Here is a 24,965-nt window from a genome sequence, read left to right on the forward strand (position 1 = left end):
AGGGAATGACGCTTTCAGCAACAGTCAGCTTAACGGAGAAAAAAGCCAAATGGATGTATGAAAAGATGTGTGAAATCCGTCAATTTGAAGACAAGGTCCATGAGATTTTCCAAACGGGTGTACTTCCGGGATTTGTACACCTATACGCGGGCCAGGAAGCGGTGGCAGTCGGAGTATGTGCCCATTTGGATGATAAGGACAGCATCACGAGCACCCACAGGGGACACGGGCATTGCATCGCCAAAGGCTGTGACTTGGATGGGATGATGGCTGAGATTTATGGAAAAGTGACCGGCTTATGCAAAGGGAAAGGCGGCTCCATGCATATTGCGGATGTGGAAAAAGGGATGCTCGGCGCAAACGGGATTGTTGGCGGCGGTTTTCCATTGGCAGTCGGTGCTGCCTTGACGGCAAAGACGCTGAACTCCGATGCGGTGGCTGTCTGCTTTTTCGGCGATGGAGCCAATAACCACGGAACGTTTCATGAAGGAATCAATATGGCTGCCATCTGGAATCTTCCAGTTATATTTGTTGCGGAAAATAACGGCTATGCCGAAGCGACACCTTTTCATTATGCCTCCAGCTGTACCAACATAGCAGATAGGGCCGCTGCCTATAATATTCCGGGGGAAAAAGTGGACGGCAAAGATGTCATGGCTGTTTATGCGGCGGCGGAACGTGCGGTCAAACGCGCGAGAAATGGGGAAGGGCCTACATTGATTGAATGTGTCACTTACCGGAATTACGGGCACTTTGAAGGGGACGCACAGACATATAAAACTTCTGAAGATAAAGATAAGCATTTGAATGAATTGGATGCCATTGCATTGTTCCAGGAATACATGTTAACCAACCGGCTGGTCAGCAAAGAGGAATTGGATCAAATTGACAATCAAGTGAAAGAAGCTGTGGAAAAAGCAGTCAAGTTTTCCGAAGAGAGCCCTTTTCCGTCAAAAGAAGATCTTCTGAAAGATGTCTATGTTTCTTATTAAAAGGATGGAGGCGAAATGGCGATGACAAGAACGATATCATACTCAGAAGCTATTAATGAAGCAATGAAGCTGGCGATGAGACGGGATGAAACAGTTATTTTGATGGGGGAAGACGTAGCAGGAGGGGCAGAGGTCGATCACTTGCAGGATGAAGATGCCTGGGGCGGAGTCATGGGTGTAACGAAAGGGCTTGTCGCTGAATTCGGAAGAAACCGGGTTCTGGATACTCCAATTGCCGAGGCAGGATATGTCGGGGCCTCTGTGACGGCGGCGGCTACCGGGCTTCGCCCAATCGCGGAGCTGATGTTCAATGATTTTATCGGAAGCTGTCTGGATGAAGTGATGAACCAGGGAGCCAAACTCCGGTATATGTTTGGCGGGAAGGCGAAAGTTCCGCTCACCATCCGGACGATGCATGGAGCCGGGTTCAGGGCGGCTGCGCAGCATTCGCAAAGCCTGTATGCCCTTTTCACCCATATACCAGGATTAAAGGTAGTCGTCCCTTCAACCCCGAGAGATGCCAAGGGACTCCTGCTGGCCTCCATTTTCGATGATGATCCCGTCATCTTCTTTGAAGATAAAACCCTCTACAATATGAAGGGCGAAGTGGAAGAGGAATTCTTCACCATTCCGCTTGGGAAAGCGGATATTAAACGTGAAGGAGAAGACCTCACGATTGTGGCCATTGGAAAACAGGTCCATACGGCATTGGAAGCGGCGGAAAAGCTTGCAGAAAGAGGAATTGAAACGGAAGTGGTTGATCCGCGGAGCTTGTCGCCGCTGGATGAAGAAACGATTTTAAATTCGGTGGCCAAAACAAACCGCTTGATCATCATCGATGAAGCAAACCCAAGATGTAACGCTGCAACGGATATTTCCGCGCTTGTAGCGGATAAAGGGTTCGATTATTTGGATGCCCCGATCAAAATGATCACAGCTCCCCATAGCCCTGTACCGTTCTCGCCGGTGCTGGAAGATTTTTATTTGCCGTCCGCCGATAAAGTTTTACAAGTAGTGGGCGAAATGATCGGTGACGAAACAGTCGCGGTGCAATAACTGAAATTAATGTGTGCTGTGCATGGCGGGCACAGCACGCTTCTTTCCATATTAATATGAGGAGGGCGGAATATGGCCGTTGAAATTATCATGCCTAAGCTTGGAATGGGAATGAAGGAAGGAACGGTAGTCGAATGGCTGAAAAGGAAAGGCGATAAGGTAGAGAAAGGAGAATCCGTCGCTGTTATCAGTTCGGAAAAAATTGAAAAGGATATAGAAGCACCCGATAGCGGCGTCCTTTTGGACGTTGCCGCAGAGGAAGATGAAACGGTTGCGGTCGGGAAAGCAATCGGATATATCGGTGAGCCGGGAGAAAATATCAGCTCAGTTTCGGAAAGTGAAAAACAGCCTGTTGCAGCCGCTAGGGAGACGGCTGCCTCAGTGGAAAAAGCCGGGCGCCCGCCAATTAACATGCAAATAAAAGTAAGGGTTTCTCCGGCTGCCAGAAAGCTTGCAAAAGCGGAAGGAATCGACGTGAACACAGTCAAAGGAACGGGTCCCCAGGGAAGAGTGACAAGAGAGGATATAGAAAAAGCGATTAAAAACAGGCTAGAGGATAAAAATGAACAAATGACAGAAGAACAACAAACTGATTCTGTATCTGTAAAACAAATTACCGGCATGAGGAAGGTCATTGCTGAAAGAATGTTTTCCAGCATTCAACAAAGCGCCCAACTGACCATCCATATGCGTGCAGATGTAACGGAAATGCTCTCATTACGAAAAAAGATCAATGCCGGACAGGAAAACATCAATTTGACCGTGACTGACTTTATTGCACGGGCTGTTGTACTGGCGCTTCAGAAACATAAAAATATGAACGGAACATTTGTGGACAACCAAATCAATTGCTATGATTCGGTTCATCTTGGCATAGCTGTGGCATTGGAAATTGGATTGGTGGTGCCAGTCATTCGCCAGTCGGAACGGTATTCCATGGAGGAACTTTCCAATAAAATTAAAATGTTAAGCAAAAAGGCAAGAGACGGCTCGCTTGATGCTTCCGAAATGAAGGGTTCCACGTTTACGATCACGAGTCTTGGGGCATCAGGGGTCGAATTTTTCACCCCCATTTTAAATCCGCCGGAAGTGGGGATTCTCGGGGTCGGCCTTATTACAGATACCCCTGTATTTGTAGGTGAGGAGCTGAAACGGCGGTCACTGCTTCCATTGAGTCTGACCTTCGATCACCGTGCAGTTGACGGAGTTCCGGCAAGTGATTTTCTTACAACCGTGAAAGGGCTGCTGGAAAATCCCTATAAAATGCTGATTTAAACCCGAGGAATATGAACAATTTGTGACAACTGTTGCCGAATTGTGTCGCCTTTTGTATAATATGATTTGCATGCAACGAAATGTATGCTTGAGCAGCTGGATAGTCTGCTCCATACATAACCTTTTACTAACGCAGTGTTTCGTTCCAATGAAGGACGAAGCACTGCGTTTCCATTTTATTAGTTTGTATGCGCCAGGATATCATTTCGCGCTTCGCCGCCGTTTATATGCGTGAACATGGAGGCGAGTGAGTCTACCAGTTCCCGGGCATTATGTAAAGCGATCTTCGGTGAAAGATAAACGATCTGCAGGGCATTCGTTGTATTGGATGTGACGGCTGTCCTGGATGAATCCACAAATGGGCTGCCGAACGGCCCTTCATCGTCTGCCGTGACAAGCAAGTTCTCTGCGTTGTTTTTCCTCCCGTTCAGACCCTCATACTGTTCTTCTGCTCTTCCTTTTCGAAGTTCAACATCGCCTCTTATTTGATCTTTGTCATAAATGCCCAAAGGAATTTTATATTCAAGTGAGAAAAAGTTGTTCAGGTCCGTGGCCGAGTTCAATGTCGGAAGATAGTTCTGTTTTTTCACTCTTCTATAAAGGGCCTCCGCGGAATGCCGATAGCGGTTCGGGTCCTTGCCAAGTTTTTTGAAAATGGCTCTCCATTCCTTGATTTCTTCATAATCGGTGACGTTTTTATCCTCAAGTTCAAAATAGGCATTTTCCTGAAAAAGCTGCAGCCTGCCTTTTAACATTTGCGGTGAGTCTCCGACTGTAATATTGTCATAATGGATGACCCCGATTTTCAGGTCCGGAATGACTTCATAGAGTGACGGGTCTATGTTTACTTCCAACGTTTTCACCTCCAATTTCCGTTGTAAATAGTTTATCATATAGTTGCGGTAATGACAGTTAAGCCAAACGGTTTTCAAATATTAACTTTTAGGGAAAGGAGGGCGGACTGTGGACTACGGGAAATTGAAAGATGAGATTATTGCATACAGCCGGGAAATCGGAATTGATAAAATCGGGTTTACTAGTGCCGATCCTTTCATTGAAATGAAAAACCTGCTGATCAGGCAGGAGGAGCTTGGCTATCAATCAGGTTTTGAACACAAAAATATCGAAGAACGGACGCATCCGGAGCTCATTTTTGATGAACCCCGGTCCATAATCGCCATTGCCCTTGCCTACCCTTCAAAAATGAATAATGCACCACGCGGCAAACCTGGTGCAAGAAGAGGGATTTTCTGCAAGGCATCATGGGGCGTGGATTACCACGTATTGGTTCGCGAAAAGCTTGAACAGCTGGCAGCATTCATTGACAGCAAGGTCTGTGATGCAAGATTCAAGCTGATGGTCGATACCGGTGAATTGGTGGACAGGGCTGTGGCAGAACGGGCAGGGATCGGCTGGAGCGGAAAGAACTGCTCGATTATCACCCCGGAATTCGGGTCATACGTATATCTCGGAGAAATGATAACGAACCTTCCTTTTGCGCCGGATGAGCCGATGCACGATCAATGCGGGGAATGCACGAAATGTCTTGATGCATGTCCGACCGGCGCGCTCGTCCAGCCGGGACAGCTCGATGCCCAAAGCTGCATAGCATTTCTTACGCAGACGAAAGGCCTCCTTCCGGATGAATTTCGTGATAAAATCGGTAACCGTCTATATGGATGTGATACATGCCAGGCCGTCTGCCCCAAAAATAAAGGGGTTGACTTCCATCTCCATCCCGGCATGGAACCCGATCCAGACATTGCAAAACCTTTGCTCCAGCCTTTGCTTGACATTTCAAACCGGGAATTCAAAGAAAAATATGGAGCAGTCTCGGGTTCATGGAGAGGCAAAAAGCCCATACAGCGCAATGCGATTATAGCGCTGGGGCACTTTAAGGACCAATCCGCTGTCAGCGATTTGATCAAAGTGCTGAATGAAGATGTAAGGCCTGAAATCAGGGGGACAGCGGCCTGGTCACTTGGAAAAATCGGAGGCGAACAGGCTAAGGAAGCGCTCATGCGTGCTCAAGAGATGGAAGAGGATCCTGTCGTTCTTGAGGAAATAGAAAAAGGGCTTCAGTTTTTCGGGTTGGAAATGTGAACCGGAAATCTGTGCGGACAACATGTTTGTCCGCTTTTTTTGTCTAAACATGTTTTAAATCATGCTGACCGGGAACGTAGTAGTACTGTAAGAGGAAAAATTCTTTGAAGGAGGAATCACATAATGGCTAAAAAAGACAACGATCGCAAAATGTCAGTAGAAGAAGCGGGACGTAAAGGCGGCGAAGCTACTTCAAGGAATCATGATAGAGAGTTCTATGAAGAGATTGGACGCAAGGGCGGCGAAGCCACAGCCGAAAACCACGATAAAGATTTCTACGAGGAAATCGGGCGTAAAGGCGGCGAAGCAACGGCAGAAAGCCATGACCGGGAATTCTATGAAGAAATTGGCCGCAAGGGCGGCGAAGCTACAGCCGAAAACCATGACCGGGATTTCTACGAAGATATCGGGCGCAAAGGCGGCGAAGCCACTTCCAAAAATCATGACCGGGATTTCTACGAAGATATCGGCGAAAAAGGCGGAAACGCTCGAGCCAAACAGCGTGATGACAAATAAACTTGATATTTTGAACCGTAAATATGTTAAAGAAGAAGGCGTTTAGGCGTCTTCTTCTTTTTGCTTATACATATGCATATATATCGGCGAGGAGGGATGAAGTGAGAGAGCGGCTTCAGAAGATGCTGGAAAGAAAAGTAAGTGAATTTGTGGGGGAGAAAAAAGCAAAGGATGAAAAGGTTATCCGGAAAAGAGAAACAATGTCCAAGAGGAACGCGGATATCGTCAAGACTCTTGCAGTCGGAAAAATTTCAAAGGCTGAAACAAAAGATGGGCTTCAACATCTTTATTATAATGTACATTTGAAACATCTTATTAAGCAGGGCGATTTTTTCTATGTGGAAGAAGAACTGGAAAGGAGAAAGGCATCTTTCGGAAAAAAAGAATTGTATGAAGATGTGGAAGTCCCGGTTGATTTTACGCTAAATACACCTGAAAAATTTACATTCGAAGAAGATAGAGATCAGGGGATGGAGCGGTATTCATATGACCGTATGGCAGTTGTTCAATATGCAGAAAGATGGTGGGATGAATACAATCCCGCTTACCGGAAATTTGACGTGGACTGTACGAATTATGTGTCCCAATGCCTTCATGCCGGAGGGGCTCCCATGAGGGGATACCCTAATCGAAGTAAAGGCTGGTGGTACCGGAATAATAATTGGAGTTTCAGCTGGGCAGTTGCACATGCATTGAAAAACTACCTGCAGAATTCAACCGCCGGGCTCCGTGCAAGAGAAGTCCAGGAACCGCAGGAACTTCAATTGGGAGATGTCATTTGCTATGATTTTCAGGGTGACGGGCGGTTTGACCATAATACGGTGGTGACCGGCAAAGATGCTTACGGCATGCCGCTTGTCAATGCGCATACGTATAACAGCCGAATGAGGTATTGGGCCTACGAAGACTCCTCGGCTTACACGCCAAATATACAATATAAAATGTTCCATATTATCGACGGCAGTTCATAGATACGGATAATCGGTTCCTTTTCATTCATCAAGGTGTTATAATATCACGGTATTTTGATGAATGAGGTGACACACTTTGGCCATACATGTAGTACTATATCAACCTGAAATACCTGCCAACACAGGGAATATTGCAAGGACCTGCGCTGCTACGGATACATTTTTGCACCTTATCCGGCCTCTCGGTTTTTCCACTGATGATAAAATGCTGAAAAGAGCAGGGCTTGATTATTGGAAGTATGTAAACATTAAATATCATGATTCTTTGGATGTTTTTTTTGCCGCAAGCCGGGGCGGCGAATATTTCTTTTTGACAAAATACGGCAAGAAACCGCATACATCATTCGCATATGATGATCCTGAAAAAGATTATTATTTCATATTCGGCAGAGAAACGACGGGGCTTCCGAAGGAACTGCTGGAGGATCGTATCGACAGGTGCCTGAGGATTCCGATGACCGGAAATGTAAGGTCGCTGAATTTGTCAAATACAGCAGCTATCCTTGTATACGAGGCGCTGCGTCAACAGGGCTACCCGGGGTTGAAGTGAGGGGGGCAGACCCCTTTAGTTCATTAAAGCGGCGATTCCCGCCCAATAGAAAAGGACCGTCACATCAAACCCGACGGTCCTTTTTTCGTTCATAAAATGGATTGTTATTTCTTGAATACCCCTGGCTTATCTTCACGGCCGGATGCGAAAATTGCTGACAAGAATGCAACAGTCACTCCTAATACCAAGATTAATCTCATTCTTATGTAAGCCTCCTTTTTCATCATAGTTGTCCCTGAAGCTTATTATATCCGATTTTCTGCATAATGTGAATGGAACACCCGTATTGTAAATATGGCGATCCTTTGAAAAAAATTTTGGGACAAAGCTATGCCGGCTTAATTGAGACATGTTCGGCCGGGCGGATGCATATGGTTAATTAAACATTCCTCATCAAGCACACAGGGAGGTCCATATGGATATTCTAAAAAAGATTGAACAATACAGGTCTCAAGAAGAGAAGTTGAGGTGGGAAGGAACATTCGCCGATTACTTGAAATTAGTCAAAGAAAAGCCGTGGGTAGCACAGTCGGCACACTCCCGTATATACAATATGATCAGGGATGCGGGTGTTGAAGAAGAGAACGGCCATAAAGTATATCGCTTTTTCAGTCATGAAATGTTTGGGTTGGAGGAAGCACTGGAAAAGCTTGTTGAAGAATATTTCCATCCGGCGGCAAAACGCCTTGATGTCAGAAAGAGAATCCTATTGCTGATGGGTCCTGTCAGCGGCGGGAAATCAACACTTGTCACGATGCTAAAAAGAGGACTTGAAGCATATTCAAGAACTGACCGGGGAGCGGTATATGCCATCAAAGGCTGCCCGATGCACGAAGATCCCCTTCATTTAATACCTCAGCATTTACGGGAAGACTTTTACCGGGAATATGGGATAAAGGTGGAAGGGAATCTCTCGCCGTTAAATACGATGAGGCTTGAAGAGGAATACGGCGGCAGGATTGAAGACGTGCTGGTGGAGCGGATTTTCCTTTCCGAAGATAAACGGGTGGGAATCGGAACATTCAGTCCGTCCGATCCGAAATCCCAGGACATAGCCGATTTGACCGGAAGTATTGATTTTTCAACCATTGCAGAATACGGATCGGAATCGGATCCCCGGGCATACCGTTTTGACGGTGAATTGAACAAGGCCAACCGCGGTCTGATGGAATTTCAGGAGATGCTGAAGTGCGACGAAAAATTCCTCTGGCATTTGCTTTCATTGACACAGGAAGGAAATTTTAAAGCGGGCAGATTTGCTCTTATTTCCGCCGATGAACTGATTGTAGCGCACACGAACGAAACTGAGTATAGGTCCTTCATTTCCAATAAAAAGAACGAAGCGCTTCACTCCCGGATCATCGTTATGCCTGTTCCATATAACTTGAAGGTCTCCCAGGAAGAACGAATTTATGAGAAGATGATTCGCGACAGTGATGTGGCCGATGTCCATATTGCACCGCATACATTGAAAGTTGCTGCAATGTTTACTGTACTGACAAGGTTAAAAGAACCGAAACGCGGAGATATTGACCTTTTGAAAAAAATGCGCCTTTACGATGGTGAAAATGTGGAAGGATTCAATTCATCCGATCTGAATGAACTGAAGAAGGAATATCAGGATGAAGGTATGAGCGGCATAGATCCAAGGTATGTAATCAACCGGATTTCCTCCACGATCATCCGCAAAAAAGTGCCGTCCATCAATGCATTGGATGTACTGCGTTCTTTAAAAGAAGGACTTGACCAGCACCCGTCCATTACACAGGAGCTGCGTGAAAAATATTTGAACTTCATTTCCGTTGCCCGGAAAGAATACGATGAAATGGCGAAAAAGGAAGTTCAGAAGGCGTTTGTCTATTCATATGAAGAGTCTGCAAAAACGTTGATGGACAATTACCTTGATAACGTAGAGGCATTCTGCAATAAATCGAAGCTTCGCGATCCTCTGACAGGGGAAGAAATCAATCCGGACGAAAAATTGATGCGCTCCATTGAGGAACAGATCGGCATTTCCGAAAATGCCAAAAAAGCATTCCGGGAAGAAATTTTAATTCGCATCTCGGCTCTCGCACGAAAAGGGAAGCGATTTGACTACAGATCCCATGCACGCCTTCGGGAAGCCATCCAGAAGAAGCTGTTTGCTGACTTGAAGGATGTTGTCAAAATTACGACATCGGCAAAAACGCCGGATGAGCAGCAATTGAAAAAGATAAACGAAGTTGTAGCCCGTTTGATTGATGAACACGGTTATAACTCGACATCAGCGAACGAATTGCTCCGCTATGTCGGAAGCCTGTTGAACAGATAATGTGCGGCCCCTTCCAAAGGAGTGAACAACACATGTTCCCGACAATGGAAGGGGTTATTTTATTATTAAATCCATTGTCCCATTCTCGCAAACTTCTGTAAATAAATCTGCCATTCTGCATAAGATAGAGTAATAAATGGTGAGTGTACATCGTCTGTGCATTCACCATATTTTTAAAAAAATGCAAGGGGGGCGTCGTAAATATGTCAAACTCACAGTCTCATCAGTTTGCTGTCTCTCAAGAAGATTGGTCCCTCCATCGAAAAGGTTTTGACGATCAACAACGACATCAGGAGAAGGTACAGGAGGCCATTCGAAACAACCTGCCGGACTTGATCACTGAAGAAAGTATCATTATGTCAGATGGCCGCGATGTTGTTAAAATTCCGATCAGATCTTTAGATGAATATAAAATCAGATATAATTATGATAAAAATAAACATGTCGGCCAAGGCGAAGGGGACAGCCAAGTTGGAGATGTAGTAGCCAGGGACGGTTCCCGGCAGCCGGGTCCGGGCAAAGGGCAGGGCGCAGGCGACCAGCCGGGCGAAGATTTTTTTGAAGCGGAAGTTTCCATGCTGGATTTGGAAGAAGCGCTGTTCAAAGAGCTGGAACTGCCGAATCTGAAAAGAAAAGAGCAGGATGCCAACCAGGTAACGCATATAGAATATAATGATGTCCGAAAAACAGGGTTGATGGGCAACATTGACAAGAAAAGGACGATGATGAGCGCATTTAAACGGAATGCCATGAACGGTGACCCTAATTTTTATCCCATTTTTCCGGAAGATTTGAAATTTCGTACATGGAATGAGGTCCAAAAGCCCGAATCTAATGCTGTCGTCATCGCAATGATGGACACAAGCGGTTCAATGGGCGTCTGGGAGAAGTATATGGCCCGCAGTTTCTTCTTTTGGATGACCCGGTTTTTACGGACAAAATATGAAAAAGTCGTCATTGAATTCATTGCCCATCATACGGAAGCGAAAGTCGTATCGGAAGAGGACTTTTTCTCAAAAGGAGAGAGCGGTGGCACGATCTGTTCTTCCGTGTATAGAAAAGCACTTGAAATCATCGGAGACAAATATGATCCCGCCCGTTTCAATATTTATCCGTTCCATTTTTCCGATGGGGATAACCTCACTTCAGACAACGCCAGGTGTATCAAACTTGTAGGCGAACTAATGGAAAAATCGAACATGTTTGGTTACGGAGAGGTCAATCAATACCAAAGAAATTCCACTTTGATGTCAGCCTATAAAAATATCAAAGATGAAAAGTTCCACTATTATATTTTAAAGCAGAAGGCCGATGTGTATCATGCCATGAAAAGTTTCTTTAAAAAGGAAACTGAAACGTCGATGGTATGATCTTTCGGAAATTATTGCAGGAGGAGAGCTCAAATCTAGAGTGAACCTCCTGCAATTTGTTTTTGAATAATTTTCTGATTTTATAGTTGACAGCATATGAAATTAAAAGTATTCTTTAGATAAATATAACGGAATTTACCCATTTAGGCGATTTTTCGTTATATTATAAAAAACCCGTATGAAAGCGCCTACAAAAAACGTTGCTTTTTGAAAGGAGTGCGTTTGATGGATGTGGCAACAGGGCTCTCTTACGAAGAAAAGCTGGACCGTTTCATGGAGAGAATAAATGCCGGAGAAAAAATTGAGGCGAATGACTGGATGCCGGATGATTACCGGATGGCCTTGATCAAGTTGATTTCAATGCATGGAGTCAGTGAGATCATGGGGGCTCTGCCGGAAAAGGAATGGGTGCCGAAGGCGCCGTCACTTCGCAGAAAGCTCGGAATCATGGCGAAAGTCCAGGATGAAATGGGACACGGCCAGCTTCTTTTGCGTGTAGCCGAAGATTTATTGGCCCCGCTTGGAAAAGGCAGGGAAGATATTATGAATGATCTTCTGAAGGGAGATTTGAAGTTTCATAATGTTTTTCATATGGAAGCCCCTACATGGGCGGATGCCGGGTTGATCGGCTGGCTCGTTGACGGAGCGGCTATCATCACCCAGACAAATATGCTCGGAGCCTCCTATGGCCCTTATGCGAGGGCCCTTCAAAGAATTTGCGCGGAAGAGGTGTTTCACGCCCAGCATGGGGAATCGATCATTCTGGCTCTTGCGGAAGGCTCGCAGGAACAACGGAGAATGATACAGGATGCGATCAACAGGTGGTGGCCGTCGCTGCTCATGTTTTTCGGACCCGCTTCAGCTGCAACAACCGGATCGTCCAAGCAGGATATAACCATCAAATATAAAATCAGAACTAAAACGAATGAGCAGCTTCGCCAGGATTTTCTCTCAAAATATATTCCGAGAGTCCATTCACTCGGCCTTACAGTCCCGGATGAAACACTGAGGTTTGACGAGGACAAACAGGAGTGGATCTATAAGCAGCCCGATTGGAGCGAGTTCAAAAAAATCATTTCCAATAAAGGACCCAGATCCGGAAGCAGGCTCCAGTTAAGAAGAACAGCCTACAAGGAGCATGAATGGGTCAGAAGGGCACTCGGCTAAAGCAGCGAAAAGGAGGGAGGAGGACTGCATGGGCAAAGAAAAAACAGATGGATTTTATCAAATATATGAAGTATTCAGCAAGAGAAATCACAAAGCAGATTTTCAGCACCAATTCAGTTTGCTGGCCCCAAATAAGGAAATGGCATTTGTCATGGCACAGGAAAACTTCATGCGCAGGGAGCCGGTTGTTGATATTTGGGTAGTGAAGCGGGATGATATCCGCATGATGCAGCCCGAAGAACGTCAGATCGTCAACCGGCTGGATAACAAAGATTACCGTTTGACGAAAGGTTACGGCTACCTGCGCAAGAAGTGGCGCCAATATGAGCAGCAAATGCTGGATGAAAAGGAGATCATGTCCTGGGGGGAGGACGGCAAACCTTCGAAGAAGAAAACAAAATAAATTTTCTCCGGGGCAGCCAGCTTAAGAAAGCATAAAATTTTACCGAATTTTCTCTTCCAACAAGATTAACGTAATGTTCAGCTTCAGGCGCCATCAGCGCAAGGATTAAGCCAATCGCTGATGAAGGCAAACTACGCCTTCGCAAGCGTAGTCTAGCTCCAGCGCCTATCGACTAGCAGACTTCGCACCTCCTCCTACGATAAGTCAACATCGGCTCGTTCCTCGCCGTGTTTCCTTTATCTCGTCGGAGGCACTCCAGTCTGTACGTCGATGGGCAAGGCGCTTGCGCTTTTCTTAAAAAAATTCCACATATATACAGAAAGGGGAAATGATGAATGTTTAAAATGATAGCGTTATTCAAAAAACCGGAAAATACCGAGGAGTTTGATCAATATTATTTTGAAACACATATTCCAATCACTGAAAAAATCCCGGGGCTGCGAAAGGTGGAAATCACCAAATTCACGGGGTCTCCAATGGGGGAAAGCCCGTACTATTTGATGTGCGAAATGTATTATGACAGCTTTGAGGCTTTCAAAGAAGCTTCAAAGACGGAGGAGTCGAAAGCTTCAGGCAAAGATGTCATGAAATTTGCGGGCGATATTGTCACATTCATGTTTGGTGAGGAAGTAAATGAGTGATTACCGGTTTATTGAGACGGAGACATGCGGCCGGGTCGGGGTCGTCTGGCTGAACAGGCCGGATGTTTTGAATGCATTAAACCGGACAATGGTAAATGAAATTCTCGAAGTTTTTGAAGAATATGACCGCAATGATGACATCCGTGTGATATTCCTTGCCGGAAAGGGGAGAGCTTTTGCGGCAGGCGCAGATATCGATGAAATGGCCGAGGATGATTCCGTTTCCATGGAACTGTTGAACCAGTTTGCCGACTGGGACAGGTTAAGCCTTGTAAAAAAGCCGATCATCGGGGCAGTACACGGATTTTGTCTCGGTGGAGGATTTGAGCTTGCACTTGTATGCGACCTGCTGTTTGCGGCAGACGATGCCAAATTCGCTTTTCCGGAAATCAATCTTGCTGTCATGCCCGGAGCCGGCGGAACCCAAAGATTGACCAAGCTGATCGGAAAGACAAAAGCGCTTGAATGGATTTGGGGCGGTGACATGCACCCAGCGGAAGAAGCCCATGAATTAGGGATCGTCAACCGGCTGTATCCGAAAGACGATCTGATAGAAGAAGCGCTCGGATATGCAAAGGAGCTGGCTGAAAAGCCCCCACTTGCAGTCCGCCTGATCAAGGAAGCTGTCAACAAAGCGGTGGATTATCCGCTGCAGGAAGGAATGTTCTTTGAAAGAAAGAACTTTTATCTGCTATTCTCTTCGGAAGACCAAAAAGAGGGCATGAAAGCATTTATTGAAAAAAGAAAGCCGGATTTCAAGGGGCGTTAAAGGAGAGATATGATGTTTGATACCATTTTATATGAAGTAAGAGGTTCCACTGTCTGGATTACGCTAAACCGTCCCGAGAAGCTGAATTCCTTTAATGAGGCCATGCATTCCGAATTGCTGAAAGCGCTTCAAGAGGCGGAGAATGACAAAGCGATCAGGGCCATTGTGTTGACGGGAGCGGGAAGGGCGTTCTCCGCCGGCCAGGATTTGTCTGAGGTGGACAATTCCACGGACTACGGGGATTTATTGAGAAATAGGTATAATCCGATTATCCAAAAAATGGCCGAGATTGGGAAGCCGGTCATTGCCGCTGTAAACGGTACGGCTGCCGGGGCGGGATTCAGCTTGGCATTGGCAGCTGATTTCAGGCTTGTATCTGAAAAAGCTAGTTTTTTAAATGCGTTCATCCATATAGGACTTGTGCCCGACTCCGGCAATACATATTATTTGCCGCGAATGGTCGGCCATGCAAAAGCTCTTGAACTCATGGTTCTTGGAGACAAGGTGGGAGCTGAGGAAGCCGGAAGGCTTGGGCTTGCGACAAAAGTCATATCCGAAGAGAATTGGAAAAGTGAGATATCCGCCTTTGCCGATAGACTGGCTTCCATGCCAACAAAAGCCATCGCCCTGATCAAAGAGGCCCTGATGAAGTCATGGGACTTGCCCCTTGAGGGGGTCTTGGAGAAAGAGGCTCATGCGCAAAGCCTGGCGGGACTTTCAGGCGACCACCGCGAAGGAGTCCAGGCCTTTTTGGAAAAAAGGAAACCTCTATTCAAAGGAGATTGATAGAGCAACTCTGCCTGCCAACCTTTGAAACTTATTGACTATCAAGTCCAACCATTGTACCATTACGGTAATTATTGTCCTTTACCATAAGGCGATAAAAAACTAAAGAGGGGGAAAATAAATGAAAAGAAAGTGGAAAAAAAGTGCAATGGCTTTATTCGGCGGAGCTGTATTGATGCTTGCTGCCTGCGGAAGCAATACCGGGGCACCGGAAAAAGAGGAGAAGCCGGATGAGCCGGCCCAGCAGGAAGAAGCCAAGACCTATAAAATCGGGGTTACCCAAATTGTTGAACACCCGTCATTGAACGCAGCTTTTGAAGGTTTTAAAGTGGCTCTGAAGGAAGCAGGCATCCAAGCTGAATATGATGTGCAAATCGCGCAAGGTGACAACAGCCAAAACACTACTATTGCAAATAACCTTGTAAGCGGCGGAGTGGATCTTATTTTTGCCAACTCCACGCCGAGTGCACAGGCGGCAGCCAGCGCCACAAGCGACATTCCGATTGTGTTCACCTCCGTTACCGATGCCGAGGGAGCAGAATTGGTAGAATCAAATGAAAAACCGGGCGGAAATGTTACCGGTACAGTTGATACACATCCGGATGCCATCCCAAACACATTAAAATTTTTGAAAGAAGAACTTAATGCCAAAAAGGTTGGCATGGTATTCAACTCCGGTGAGCAAAATTCACGTGCACAGGTAGACTCCATTAAAAAGCTGATTGAAGACGAGGGACTGGGCCTTGAAATCGTAGAAGCTTCTGTAGCAACATCCGCTGATGTGAAACAAGCGGCTGAATCACTGGTCGGCAAAGTGGATTCCTTGTACACCATCACGGACAACACTGTTGTTTCTGCACTTGAATCTGTAGTAGCTGTTGCAAATGACAATAATCTTCCAATGATGGTCGGTGAATTCGACTCTGTCGAAAGAGGCGGTCTGGGTGCATACGGCTTTGAATATTATGATATTGGATATGAAGCTGGTGAAATGGCGGTTAAAATCTTAAATGGCGAAGGCGAACCTGCAGATATGCCGGTCCAATATCCTCAAAATCTGAAATTTGTCATTAATAAGGATACTGCTGAAGCTATTAAGTTAAAAGTTAAAGATGATTGGAACGCAGAAGACGTTAAAGATCTTGAAAAATAAGGAGATGATTCTAGATGTTTGCAGCTTTGTTTGGCTCCGTGGAGCAAGGAATCATCTATGCGATTATGGCCCTTGGGGTGTACCTTTCATTCCGGGTTCTGGATTTTCCGGATCTTACCGTTGATGGAAGTTTTGTAACAGGTGCTGCGGTTGCTGCCACGATGATATTTTTCGGATATCATCCGGCGGCAGCCACGGCTGTTGCACTTGTCGTTGGATTCCTTGCCGGTTGTGTTACGGGATTATTGCATACAAAAGGAAAGATCAACCCCCTTTTATCCGGAATATTAATGATGATCGCCCTTTATTCCATCAATTTACGGATTATGGGATTCACTTCCGATAATTCCGTCGGCAGGCCGAATATCCCGCTATTGAATTCAGAAACCGTATTTTCAAAGTTCCAGGCATTCTGGGGGAACCTCGGGATTGACGCGGCGTTGAACAATATGTTGGGGGCCATCGGCATTCAGCATCTTCCATCCACTTGGGGTACGCTGATCCTTATGGCAATTTTGACCCTGATCATCAAATTTGCAGCGGATTGGTTCCTGCAAACGGAAGTGGGTCTTGCCATCAGGGCAACCGGGGATAATAAGCGGATGATTAGAAGTTTTTCAGCGAATACTGATAATTTGGTCATAATAGGGCTTGGAATTTCCAATGCCATGGTTGCTTTATCAGGTGCGTTGATTGCGCAATATGCGAAATTCTCTGATATCGGCATGGGGATCGGGATGATTATCATCGGCCTTGCATCCGTCATTATCGGCGAAGCGATTTTCGGTACAAAGACGATTGTAAGGACAACACTCGCTGTTGTAGCCGGTGCAATCATTTACCGGATTGTCCTTGGCCTGGCACTTAGAATTAAATTGCTTGATACAGGCGACATGAAACTGATCACGGCCGTCATCGTCATTGCTGCGCTTGTCATGCCTCAATACATTGAGAAGAGAAGAGAAAGCAGAAGAAAAGTCAAGTGGCATGCCGACAGGATGGCGGCATTGGAAGCAGCCAAAAACAAGGAGGTAGAAACCGTTGCTGAAGCTCGAACAGATTAGCAAAATCTTCAATGAAGGCACACCGGATGAAAAAATCGCCCTGGATCGAGTAAGCTATTCTTTGAAAGAAGGCGACTTCGTCACAGTGATCGGAAGTAACGGTGCTGGCAAATCCACTTTGATGAATATGATATCAGGTGTTCTTACCCCCGATGTCGGTACAGTAGAAATTGATTCTAAAAATGTGACTAAACTCCCCGAGTATAAACGCTCTCATTTTATTGGCAGAGTGTTTCAGGATCCCATGGCAGGCACCGCGCCTACGATGACAATTGAAGAAAACTTGGCAATGGCTTACTCCAGAAATAAAAAACGCACCTTGAAAAAAGGAGTGGATAGGAAAAGAAAGGACTTTTTCCGCACCTCTTTGGAAACTCTCCATTTGAACTTGGAAAATCGCTTAAACGCCAAGGTTGGACTGCTGTCCGGAGGGGAAAGGCAGGCATTGTCATTATTGATGGCGACTTTCACCCAGCCTTCCATTTTACTTCTTGATGAGCATACAGCCGCACTTGACCCGGCAAGAGCGGAATTGATCACTAACCTGACCAAGGAGCTTGTGGATAAAGATAATTTGACAACCCTGATGGTTACACACAACATGCAGCAGGCGCTTGATCTTGGAAACAGGCTGATCATGATGGACAAAGGCCAAATCATCCTTGAGGTGGAAGAAGATAAGAAGAAGGAATTGACGATTGAGAAGCTGCTTGCCGAGTTCCAGAGAATACGCGGTGAACAGTTTGCAAGCGATAAAGCACTTTTGACAAGCTGATTTTTGTAAAGATTCATACGGTTTATATCGGATCATTTTTGATAGTACCGAAAGCCGGCGGGGCTTTGTGATTGGTAGGATTATACTGCCCCGGATATGCCGGATTTAAAAATAAAATTGAAGGCGTTTTACGGGAGTTTTGAATCAACGGAACTCCTTTTTTTTACAAAACGGCGCTTATGGATTTTTACGGGCAAATTCAAATATATGAGCAGGCTAATCTCAGCAATGACCAGGTACAGGCCGGAAAGCGACCCGGCACACGATGTCATTCGCTAAATGTAAGCGGTTACTATAGGGGGATCAGTCCAAGAGAAAGTTTTTCACAAGAAACAAGCCGCCCAAATGGGAGATCGGCATTAATATCCGTGTGATCATCTACCAAAAGGAGGGGCAGCATGGAGGAGCAATTTGCTAAGGTCGTTTATGTAGACGGAGATGGAAATCTGGTGGACAATGAAATGAAAAGTCAGTTGACAGAGGACCTTGTAAAGCACTTTTATCGGCAGATGGTTCTGATGAGGACTTTTGACCGGAAAGCGATCAATATGCAGCGTCAGGGAAGGCTAGGAACCTATGCTCCGTTTGAAGGGCAGGAAGCAGCCCAGGTGGGCAGCGCGTATGCGCTCAGGCAGGATGACTGGATATTTCCGACATACAGGGACCACGCAGCCACGATGACATTTGGAATGCCGATGGATACGGTGCTGCTCTATTGGAACGGGAGATCGGAAGGCTGCATTCCGCCTGAAGGAAAAAGAATCTTTCCGCCGGCTGTGCCTTTAGCTACCCAGCTGCCGCATGCTGCCGGAGCCGCTATGGCTGAACAATACAAAGGTACCGATCATGCGGCAATTGTTTATTTTGGCGACGGCTCTACGTCTGAAGGGGATTTCCATGAAGGGATGAATTTTGCAAGCATCTTCAAAGCCCCGGTCATCTTTTTCAACCAAAACAATCAATACGCTATTTCTGTTCCGATTGAACGGCAGATGAATTCCAGGACAATTGCGCAAAAAGCTGTTGCTTATGGCATACCGGGCGTCCGGATTGACGGAAATGACGTGTTCGCCGCCTATTTTGAGACGAAGAAGGCTTTGGAAAGAGCTCGGGCAGGGGAAGGCCCGACATTGATTGAAGCAGTTACATGGAGATATGGCGCCCATACAACAGCGGATGACCCGACAAAATATCGTGACCAGTCATTGAGCGAGAAAAAACGTGAATCCGGAGATCCTATTTTACGGCTGGAAAGGTTCATGAAAATGGAAGGCATTTGGGACGAGAAATGGAATGAATGGACTTGGGAAGAGGCGGCTGAGACGGTTGAAGAGGCTGTCAGGACAATGGAGGCCTATCCGGAAGCCGATGCAAATGATTTGTTCGACCATGTATTTGAAGAAAAAACGTGGACGATCCAGGACCAGAAAGACCAATATTTCGATTATTTGCGAGGTGTGTAAATATGAGTATTTCAGCACCTGCCACTCAAAAACTGACATTGGTTCAAGCGGTGACCGACGGCTTAAGGACAATGATGAAGGAACGGGAAGAAATCGTCTTGATGGGGGAAGACATCGGTGTCAACGGCGGTGTTTTCCGGGCAACGGACGGTTTGATCGAAGAATTCGGGGAGCGCCGGGTCATAGATACCCCCATCAGCGAATCCGGAATTGCGGGAACGGCCATCGGAATGGCAGTCAACGGTCTGCTTCCGGTGATAGAGATGCAATTTCTTGGCTTCATTTACCCGGCATTTGAACAGATCATGACTCATGCCACAAGACTCAGGATGAGGACGAACGGCCATTTTCATGTTCCCCTCGTCATACGGGCCCCATATGGAGCGGGCATCCGGGCTCCGGAAATCCATTCTGACAGTGTCGAAGCATTTTTTACCCACATGCCGGGGATCAAGGTAGTCTGTCCGGCCAACCCTTATGATGCAAAAGGATTGCTCATTGCCAGCATAGAAGATCCCGATCCGGTTCTTTTTCTTGAATCAATGAGGGTCTACCGGGCCTTCAGGGAAGAGGTACCCACAGAAAAATATACAGTGGAAATCGGAAAGGCAAAAAAACTGGGATCCGGAGAAGATGTCACCGTGATTGCATGGGGAGCAATGGTTCCGGTAGCAGTCCAGGCTTCAGAAAAAATGAAAGAAAAAGGGATTCACTGTGATGTGCTGGATTTGCGGACACTGTACCCGCTTGACCGTGACATGATTGCAGAGTCGGTGCAAAAAACCGGAAGGGCAGTTATTGTTCATGAAGCCCATGCAACGGGCGGGTTGGGAACGGAAATCATAGCATTAATCAATGACACCTCTTTTCTTTATTTAAAATCGCCGATTGAAAGGGTCACTGGCTTCGATGTTCCGGTTCCGTTTTATTCATTGGAACAGCACTATTTGCCGTCCGTCGGCCGTGTTGCAAAAGCGATCGAGAAGACAGTCAATTTTTAATGAAAGGTCCGGTGAAAAGTCTAATCGCTGAAGATTAGGCTTTTTGTATGCAGTTTTTGCAGCTGGCTCCCGGTGCCAATGCCCGCGTAAGGGTGAGAAGGTGAAACACGGTCACTGGCTTGCGCCGCCAATGCCCGCACAAGGGTGAAAAGGTGAAACACGGTCATTGGCTCGCGTGGCCGATGCCCGCGCAAGGGTGAAAAGGTGAAACACGGTCATTGGCTCGAGCGGCCAATGACCGCACAAGGGTGAAAAGGTGAAACATGGTCATTGGCTCGAGTGGCCAAAGCCCGCGCAAGGGTGAAAAAGTGAAACACGGTCACTGGCTCGCGCAGCCAAAGCCCGCACAAGGGTGAAAAGGTGAAACACGGTCATCGGCTCGCGCAGCCAAAGCCCGCACAAGGGTAAAAAAGTGAAACACGGTCATTGGCTCGCGTAGCCAACGCCTTAAATAGAAGAACCCTTAGAAAAACGATCATCAATTTGATAATCGCTTTTTCTAAAACCCTAATGTGGTATAAACGCCAGCTGATAGAAAAACAATACCGCAAATATATACAGAAGAGGATGCACGCTGCGCCATTTCCCTTTGACGATTTTCAATAACGGGTAGGAGATGAATCCAAGGGCGATGCCTGTTGCAATGCTGGATGTCAGCGGCATGCTCAATATGATTAAAAACGCAGGAAATCCCTCATCTATCTCCTTCCAATTGATCTCAGAGATAGCACCCATCATCAGGCTTCCGACAATGATGAGGGCAGGCGCTGTAATGGCGGATAGCCCCGATACCGCGCTGACAAGCGGGCCGAAGAAAGCTGCGGCGATAAACAGGACAGCGACGGTCACTGTTGTTAAACCTGTCCGGCCTCCTGCGGCTACGCCTGATGAAGATTCGATATAAGCGCTTGTCGGGCTTGTCCCGAACATGGCTCCAACAGTTGTGGCCACTGAATCTGCAAGGAGAGCCTGTCGGGCACGCGGGAATGAGCTGCCTTTCATCAACCCCGCCTGCTGGGCAACTCCGATCATCGTTCCGGTTGTATCAAAAATGGTGACAAGCAGAAATGAAAAGACGACAGCAAAAAGAAAATGTTGGAAAACGTCACTTATTGCGGCAATCGGATTTGTGACAAGCAAACCTTCCGGCAATGACGGCATCTGTACAAATCCTTGGTCAAATGACAATTGGCCAGTGAAATAAGCAACAACCGCCGTGATGATCATACCGATAAATAATGCTCCATGGACATTAAGCGCCATCAAAACAAGTGTAACCGCAAGCCCGAGCAGGGCCAGTAAGACGCCTGGGGAGTGAAGGTCGCCCAACGCTACAAGGTTCGAAGGATGGGCGACAATGATTCCGGTCAGTCTCATTCCGATAAATGCGATAAACAACCCGATACCTGCTGTAATTCCGTGTTTCAAATTGGCCGGTATCGCCTCAATCAATATTTTGCGAAAAGGGGTCAGGGATAAAATGATAAAAATCACACCGGCAACAAAAACTGCTGCAAACGCAGTTGTATAGGATATATTATGCGCTCCGACAACAGAATAGGCGAAATACGCATTCAATCCCATCCCCGGCCCAATGGCAATCGGATAATTGGCGGCAAGCGCCATCCACAATGTTCCGACAACAGTGGCAATGATGGTAGCTGTAAAAACCTGTTCAAAGGGAACACCCGCATCCTTTAAAATAATCGGATTGACAACCACAACATAAACCATTGTCAAAAAAGTTGTGACACCTGCCAGAATTTCTGTTTTAACGTCTGTTTTGTTTTCTGTTAATTTGAACATGAAGGAACCTCCGGTTAAAGTTTAACTGTCAAAGGGCAATCCTGGAAACAGGATTGCCCGGCATTTATACAAAAATATTTAAAAGGTAATAAATTAGTGCAGACAGCAAAATAGTAATCGGCAGCGTAATAAACCACGTGATGACCATCGTCTTGGCTGTATCCCATTTAACGCCTTTTACCCGGTGAGACGTACCGACGCCAAGGATGGAGGATGAAATGACATGCGTGGTGCTTACGGGCAAATGAATGTATGTTGCCCCAAAAATGATCAGAGCGGAACTTAGATCGGCAGCCACTCCATTTACAGGGCGGATCTTCATGATTTTACCGCCAACAGTTTTGATGATCTTCCATCCGCCGACTGAGGTACCCAGACCCATTGCTGTCGCACAGGAGAGCTGTACCCAATGCGGAATGTCGGTCGTTGCATGCAGGTTGTTGGCAATAAGGGCCATTGTGATAATCCCCATCGCTTTCTGGGCATCATTCATTCCATGGGTATATGCCTGCAGGGACGCAGTGAATATTTGGAAGTAACGGAAACGTTTATTCGTTTTCGCCAAATTAAAATTCTTGAAGCTGACCTTGAAAATGGAATAAATGATAAAGCCTACTACAAAAGCAATAATAGGCGAAAAAATCAGCGCTTCAATAATTTTGATAAAACCTTTAAAGTTAATCGATGCCATTCCTGCAGATGCAATCGCCGCGCCCGCAATCGATCCGATCAGCGCATGCGAAGAACTGCTTGGAATGCCAAAATACCAGGTGATCAAGTTCCAGGCTATGGCCGAAATCAGGGCTGCCATGATCACGATTGAACCATTTTGCAAATTGAAAGGGTTCACTATATCCTTTGTGATGGTCTGTGCAACGCCTGTAAATGTCATGGCTCCGAGAAAATTCATTGAAGCCGCAAGAACAATGGCGACACGCGGCCTTAGTGCTTTAGTCGAAACGGCTGTGGCAATCGCATTGGCTGTATCATGAAAACCATTGATAAAGTCAAAAGCAAGAGCAAGAATAACGATCAGTATGGTGATCAGTAATAATGAATCCATAAATAAAGACTCCCTTAAGCGTTTTTCATTATAATGCTTTCGAGTGTATTGGCGACGCCTTGGCAGTCGTCCGCGATTTGTTCCATATGCTCGTACACTTCTTTATATTTGATCAGCTGGATAGGATCTTTTTCAGTTGCAAATAGATGTTTCATGGATTCGCGTAATACATCATCGCATACTGATTCGTATTCTTTTATTTTGATGGCGTGAGGCCGGACTTCCGGAAGTTTTTTACTGAATAACAAACCGATGGAAATTTCAATTTCAATTGCACATTTTCGGATGGTTTCTACAAATTTGACAACATATTCATCGGCTTTGACAATATTATACATTTCAAACAGACCGGCTGTATGTTCCATGCCGTCAAGTACATCATCCATGATCATGGAAAGGTCCCAAAGATCTTCACGTTCAATCGGAGTAATAAAGGAGTTGTTCAATTCCTTTATCATTTCATGGACAAGTGAATCTCCGATATTCTCATATTCCTTCATTTTTTCGGCGAAAATTTTGGTGTCATCTTTGTTCCCAAGTTTATAGTCGGCGAAATAATCCGCACTCTCTTTCAAGTTTGCCGCAATTTTCTCCAATAATGTAGCAAACTTGTCTTTTTTCCTGTTAAAGACCATTAATAAATTCCCACCTTTTCCATGGTTATTATACCAAACGATTTTATTTTAGCTCATATTGATGAAAGTTAAAAGTTTCTGTCGAATAAATATTGTGAACAAATTATTCGTCTTCATGCCCGGTAACGGATACAATAAAAGAAAAGTCAAGGAGGGACTGTGTATGATCAATAATTTGCAAGATGTAAAAACACTGCATAACGGAGTGAAAATGCCGTACATAGGGCTTGGGGTCTATCTGATGAAAGAGGAAGAAGAAGCGGCTGCTGCGATAAAATATGCCATTGAGCACGGATACAGGTCTATTGATACTGCCCGTATTTATGAAAATGAACATGTTGTCGGCAGAGCGGTCAGGGAATCCGGAGTCCCAAGGGAAGAACTGTTTATAACTACAAAAGTTTGGAATACCGATCAGGGGTACGACTCGACGCTGAAAGCATTCGAACAGAGCTTGGAAAAGCTGGATATGGAGTATCTCGACCTTTATCTGATCCATTGGGCTGTAAAAGACAAATACAAAGAAACATGGCGCGCCCTTGAAAGGCTTTATGATGAAAAAGTGGTGAAGGCCATAGGTGTATGCAATTTTCAAATTCATCACCTGGAAGACCTGGCGGCCAGCAGCAATGAAAAGCCGGTTGTCAATCAGGTGGAACTGCATCCGCGCTTAACGCAGGAGCCATTGCGTGAGTATTGCGAGCAGAATGACATTGCCGTTGAAGCGTGGTCACCAATTGCGCGCGGCCGCCTTCTGGAAGAGCCGACATTGAAGCATCTTGCCGACAAGCACGGAAAAACCACAGCTCAGATTATATTGCGCTGGCACTTGCAAAACGGCCATATCATTATTCCGAAATCTGTACACGAAGAAAGAATCCGCGAAAATGCCGACTTGTTCGATTTTGAATTATCGATGAGTGACATGAATGAAATCAGTGCATTAAATATGGATGAAAGGTACGGGCCAGATCCCGACAATTTCAATTTTTCATAAAAGAGGCATATGGCCTCTTTTATGAACTTGAATAAAAATTCCATTTTATTTCCTGCCATTCCCATAAAAACAAAGATTAAACGTATGTTATTCTTAAA

Annotated in this window: 24 protein-coding genes; 20 read left to right on the plus strand and 4 right to left on the minus strand. The window is 45.8% G+C overall.

The features are described from left to right. Positions 1-5: 5 nt before the first annotated feature. The 3 genes from FS666_RS09015 to FS666_RS09025 all read left to right on the plus strand — a co-directional run bounded on the left by FS666_RS09015 (position 6) and on the right by FS666_RS09025 (position 3,323). Complete coding sequence (locus FS666_RS09015) at positions 6-992, plus strand: thiamine pyrophosphate-dependent dehydrogenase E1 component subunit alpha (protein WP_144463060.1); 987 nt, start codon at positions 6-8, stop codon at positions 990-992. A gap of 21 nt (positions 993-1,013) precedes the next feature. After that, entirely contained in the window at positions 1,014-2,048 is a 1,035-nt protein-coding gene (locus FS666_RS09020; RefSeq protein ID WP_144463058.1) for an alpha-ketoacid dehydrogenase subunit beta, read from the plus strand. Between the two features lie 72 nt (positions 2,049-2,120). Next, positions 2,121-3,323, plus strand: coding sequence for a dihydrolipoamide acetyltransferase family protein (locus FS666_RS09025; protein WP_144463056.1), 1,203 nt, complete (start codon positions 2,121-2,123; stop codon positions 3,321-3,323). 179 nt (positions 3,324-3,502) lie between these two features. Here FS666_RS09025 and FS666_RS09030 read toward each other — a convergent pair whose 3' ends face one another. Further along, on the minus strand, positions 3,503-4,177 hold the full coding sequence (locus tag FS666_RS09030; protein WP_144463054.1) for a B3/B4 domain-containing protein: 675 nt from the start codon (positions 4,175-4,177) through the stop codon (positions 3,503-3,505). Positions 4,178-4,286: 109 nt separating this feature from the next. On the opposite strand from FS666_RS09030, the gene queG reads away from it, so the two are divergent. The 16 genes from queG to FS666_RS09110 all read left to right on the plus strand — a co-directional run bounded on the left by queG (position 4,287) and on the right by FS666_RS09110 (position 20,366). Next, positions 4,287-5,426, plus strand: coding sequence for a tRNA epoxyqueuosine(34) reductase QueG (gene queG / locus FS666_RS09035; RefSeq protein ID WP_144463052.1), 1,140 nt, complete (start codon positions 4,287-4,289; stop codon positions 5,424-5,426). Between the two features lie 123 nt (positions 5,427-5,549). Further along, positions 5,550-5,942 (plus strand): KGG domain-containing protein, encoded by a 393-nt coding sequence (locus tag FS666_RS09040; protein WP_144463050.1) that lies wholly within the window; start codon positions 5,550-5,552, stop codon positions 5,940-5,942. Between the two features lie 101 nt (positions 5,943-6,043). Beyond that, the gene (locus FS666_RS09045; RefSeq protein WP_144463048.1) at positions 6,044-6,913 is read left to right on the plus strand and encodes an amidase domain-containing protein; all 870 of its coding nucleotides are present in this window, start codon (positions 6,044-6,046) and stop codon (positions 6,911-6,913) included. Between the two features lie 76 nt (positions 6,914-6,989). Next, on the plus strand, positions 6,990-7,463 hold the full coding sequence (gene trmL / locus FS666_RS09050) for a tRNA (uridine(34)/cytosine(34)/5-carboxymethylaminomethyluridine(34)-2'-O)-methyltransferase TrmL (protein ID WP_144463046.1): 474 nt from the start codon (positions 6,990-6,992) through the stop codon (positions 7,461-7,463). Between the two features lie 415 nt (positions 7,464-7,878). Then, positions 7,879-9,774: a PrkA family serine protein kinase gene (locus FS666_RS09055; protein ID WP_144463044.1), complete on the plus strand. Its 1,896-nt coding sequence runs from the start codon at positions 7,879-7,881 to the stop codon at positions 9,772-9,774. Between the two features lie 203 nt (positions 9,775-9,977). Next, positions 9,978-11,144: a sporulation protein YhbH gene (gene yhbH / locus FS666_RS09060; RefSeq protein WP_120069408.1), complete on the plus strand. Its 1,167-nt coding sequence runs from the start codon at positions 9,978-9,980 to the stop codon at positions 11,142-11,144. 225 nt (positions 11,145-11,369) lie between these two features. After that, the gene (gene paaA / locus FS666_RS09065; protein ID WP_144463042.1) at positions 11,370-12,311 is read left to right on the plus strand and encodes a 1,2-phenylacetyl-CoA epoxidase subunit PaaA; all 942 of its coding nucleotides are present in this window, start codon (positions 11,370-11,372) and stop codon (positions 12,309-12,311) included. A gap of 28 nt (positions 12,312-12,339) precedes the next feature. Then, entirely contained in the window at positions 12,340-12,714 is a 375-nt protein-coding gene (gene paaB / locus FS666_RS09070; RefSeq protein ID WP_120069403.1) for a 1,2-phenylacetyl-CoA epoxidase subunit PaaB, read from the plus strand. Between the two features lie 335 nt (positions 12,715-13,049). Further along, complete coding sequence (locus FS666_RS09075; RefSeq protein ID WP_120069400.1) at positions 13,050-13,355, plus strand: EthD family reductase; 306 nt, start codon at positions 13,050-13,052, stop codon at positions 13,353-13,355. Then, positions 13,348-14,124, plus strand: a complete 777-nt coding sequence (locus tag FS666_RS09080) for an enoyl-CoA hydratase-related protein (protein ID WP_144463223.1) — start codon at positions 13,348-13,350, stop codon at positions 14,122-14,124. The genes FS666_RS09075 and FS666_RS09080 overlap by 8 nt, the downstream gene beginning before the upstream one ends. A 12-nt stretch (positions 14,125-14,136) precedes the next feature. Then, positions 14,137-14,910, plus strand: coding sequence for an enoyl-CoA hydratase-related protein (locus FS666_RS09085; RefSeq protein ID WP_144463243.1), 774 nt, complete (start codon positions 14,137-14,139; stop codon positions 14,908-14,910). A 121-nt stretch (positions 14,911-15,031) separates the two neighbouring features. Further along, a complete protein-coding gene (locus FS666_RS09090; RefSeq protein ID WP_144463225.1) occupies positions 15,032-16,063 on the plus strand; it encodes an ABC transporter substrate-binding protein in 1,032 nt (343 codons plus the stop codon). A gap of 14 nt (positions 16,064-16,077) precedes the next feature. Continuing rightward, positions 16,078-17,127, plus strand: a complete 1,050-nt coding sequence (locus tag FS666_RS09095) for an ABC transporter permease (protein WP_120069387.1) — start codon at positions 16,078-16,080, stop codon at positions 17,125-17,127. Next, positions 17,105-17,902 carry an ABC transporter ATP-binding protein gene (locus tag FS666_RS09100; protein ID WP_120069384.1) on the plus strand — a complete coding sequence of 266 codons (798 nt, stop codon included), beginning with the start codon at positions 17,105-17,107 and terminating at the stop codon, positions 17,900-17,902. The genes FS666_RS09095 and FS666_RS09100 overlap by 23 nt, the downstream gene beginning before the upstream one ends. Positions 17,903-18,300: 398 nt before the next feature. After that, complete coding sequence (gene pdhA / locus FS666_RS09105) at positions 18,301-19,365, plus strand: pyruvate dehydrogenase (acetyl-transferring) E1 component subunit alpha (protein WP_144463227.1); 1,065 nt, start codon at positions 18,301-18,303, stop codon at positions 19,363-19,365. Positions 19,366-19,367: 2 nt separating this feature from the next. Next, positions 19,368-20,366, plus strand: coding sequence for an alpha-ketoacid dehydrogenase subunit beta (locus tag FS666_RS09110; protein WP_144463229.1), 999 nt, complete (start codon positions 19,368-19,370; stop codon positions 20,364-20,366). A 507-nt stretch (positions 20,367-20,873) separates the two neighbouring features. On the opposite strand, the gene FS666_RS09115 is transcribed toward FS666_RS09110, so the two are convergent. The 3 genes from FS666_RS09115 to FS666_RS09125 form a co-directional block, all read right to left on the minus strand. Further along, on the minus strand, positions 20,874-22,172 hold the full coding sequence (locus FS666_RS09115; protein WP_120069373.1) for an NCS2 family permease: 1,299 nt from the start codon (positions 22,170-22,172) through the stop codon (positions 20,874-20,876). Positions 22,173-22,236: 64 nt separating this feature from the next. Then, positions 22,237-23,235 (minus strand): inorganic phosphate transporter, encoded by a 999-nt coding sequence (locus tag FS666_RS09120; protein ID WP_120069371.1) that lies wholly within the window; start codon positions 23,233-23,235, stop codon positions 22,237-22,239. A 14-nt stretch (positions 23,236-23,249) separates the two neighbouring features. Beyond that, positions 23,250-23,870 (minus strand): DUF47 domain-containing protein, encoded by a 621-nt coding sequence (locus FS666_RS09125; protein WP_120069368.1) that lies wholly within the window; start codon positions 23,868-23,870, stop codon positions 23,250-23,252. Positions 23,871-24,033: 163 nt separating this feature from the next. Between FS666_RS09125 and FS666_RS09130 the strand changes: the two genes are divergently transcribed. Beyond that, on the plus strand, positions 24,034-24,867 hold the full coding sequence (locus FS666_RS09130) for an aldo/keto reductase (RefSeq protein WP_120069365.1): 834 nt from the start codon (positions 24,034-24,036) through the stop codon (positions 24,865-24,867). Positions 24,868-24,965 lie beyond the last annotated feature (98 nt).

Source organism: Siminovitchia fortis, from assembly GCF_007681465.1.
Lineage (GTDB): Bacteria > Bacillota > Bacilli > Bacillales > Bacillaceae_C > Siminovitchia > Siminovitchia fortis.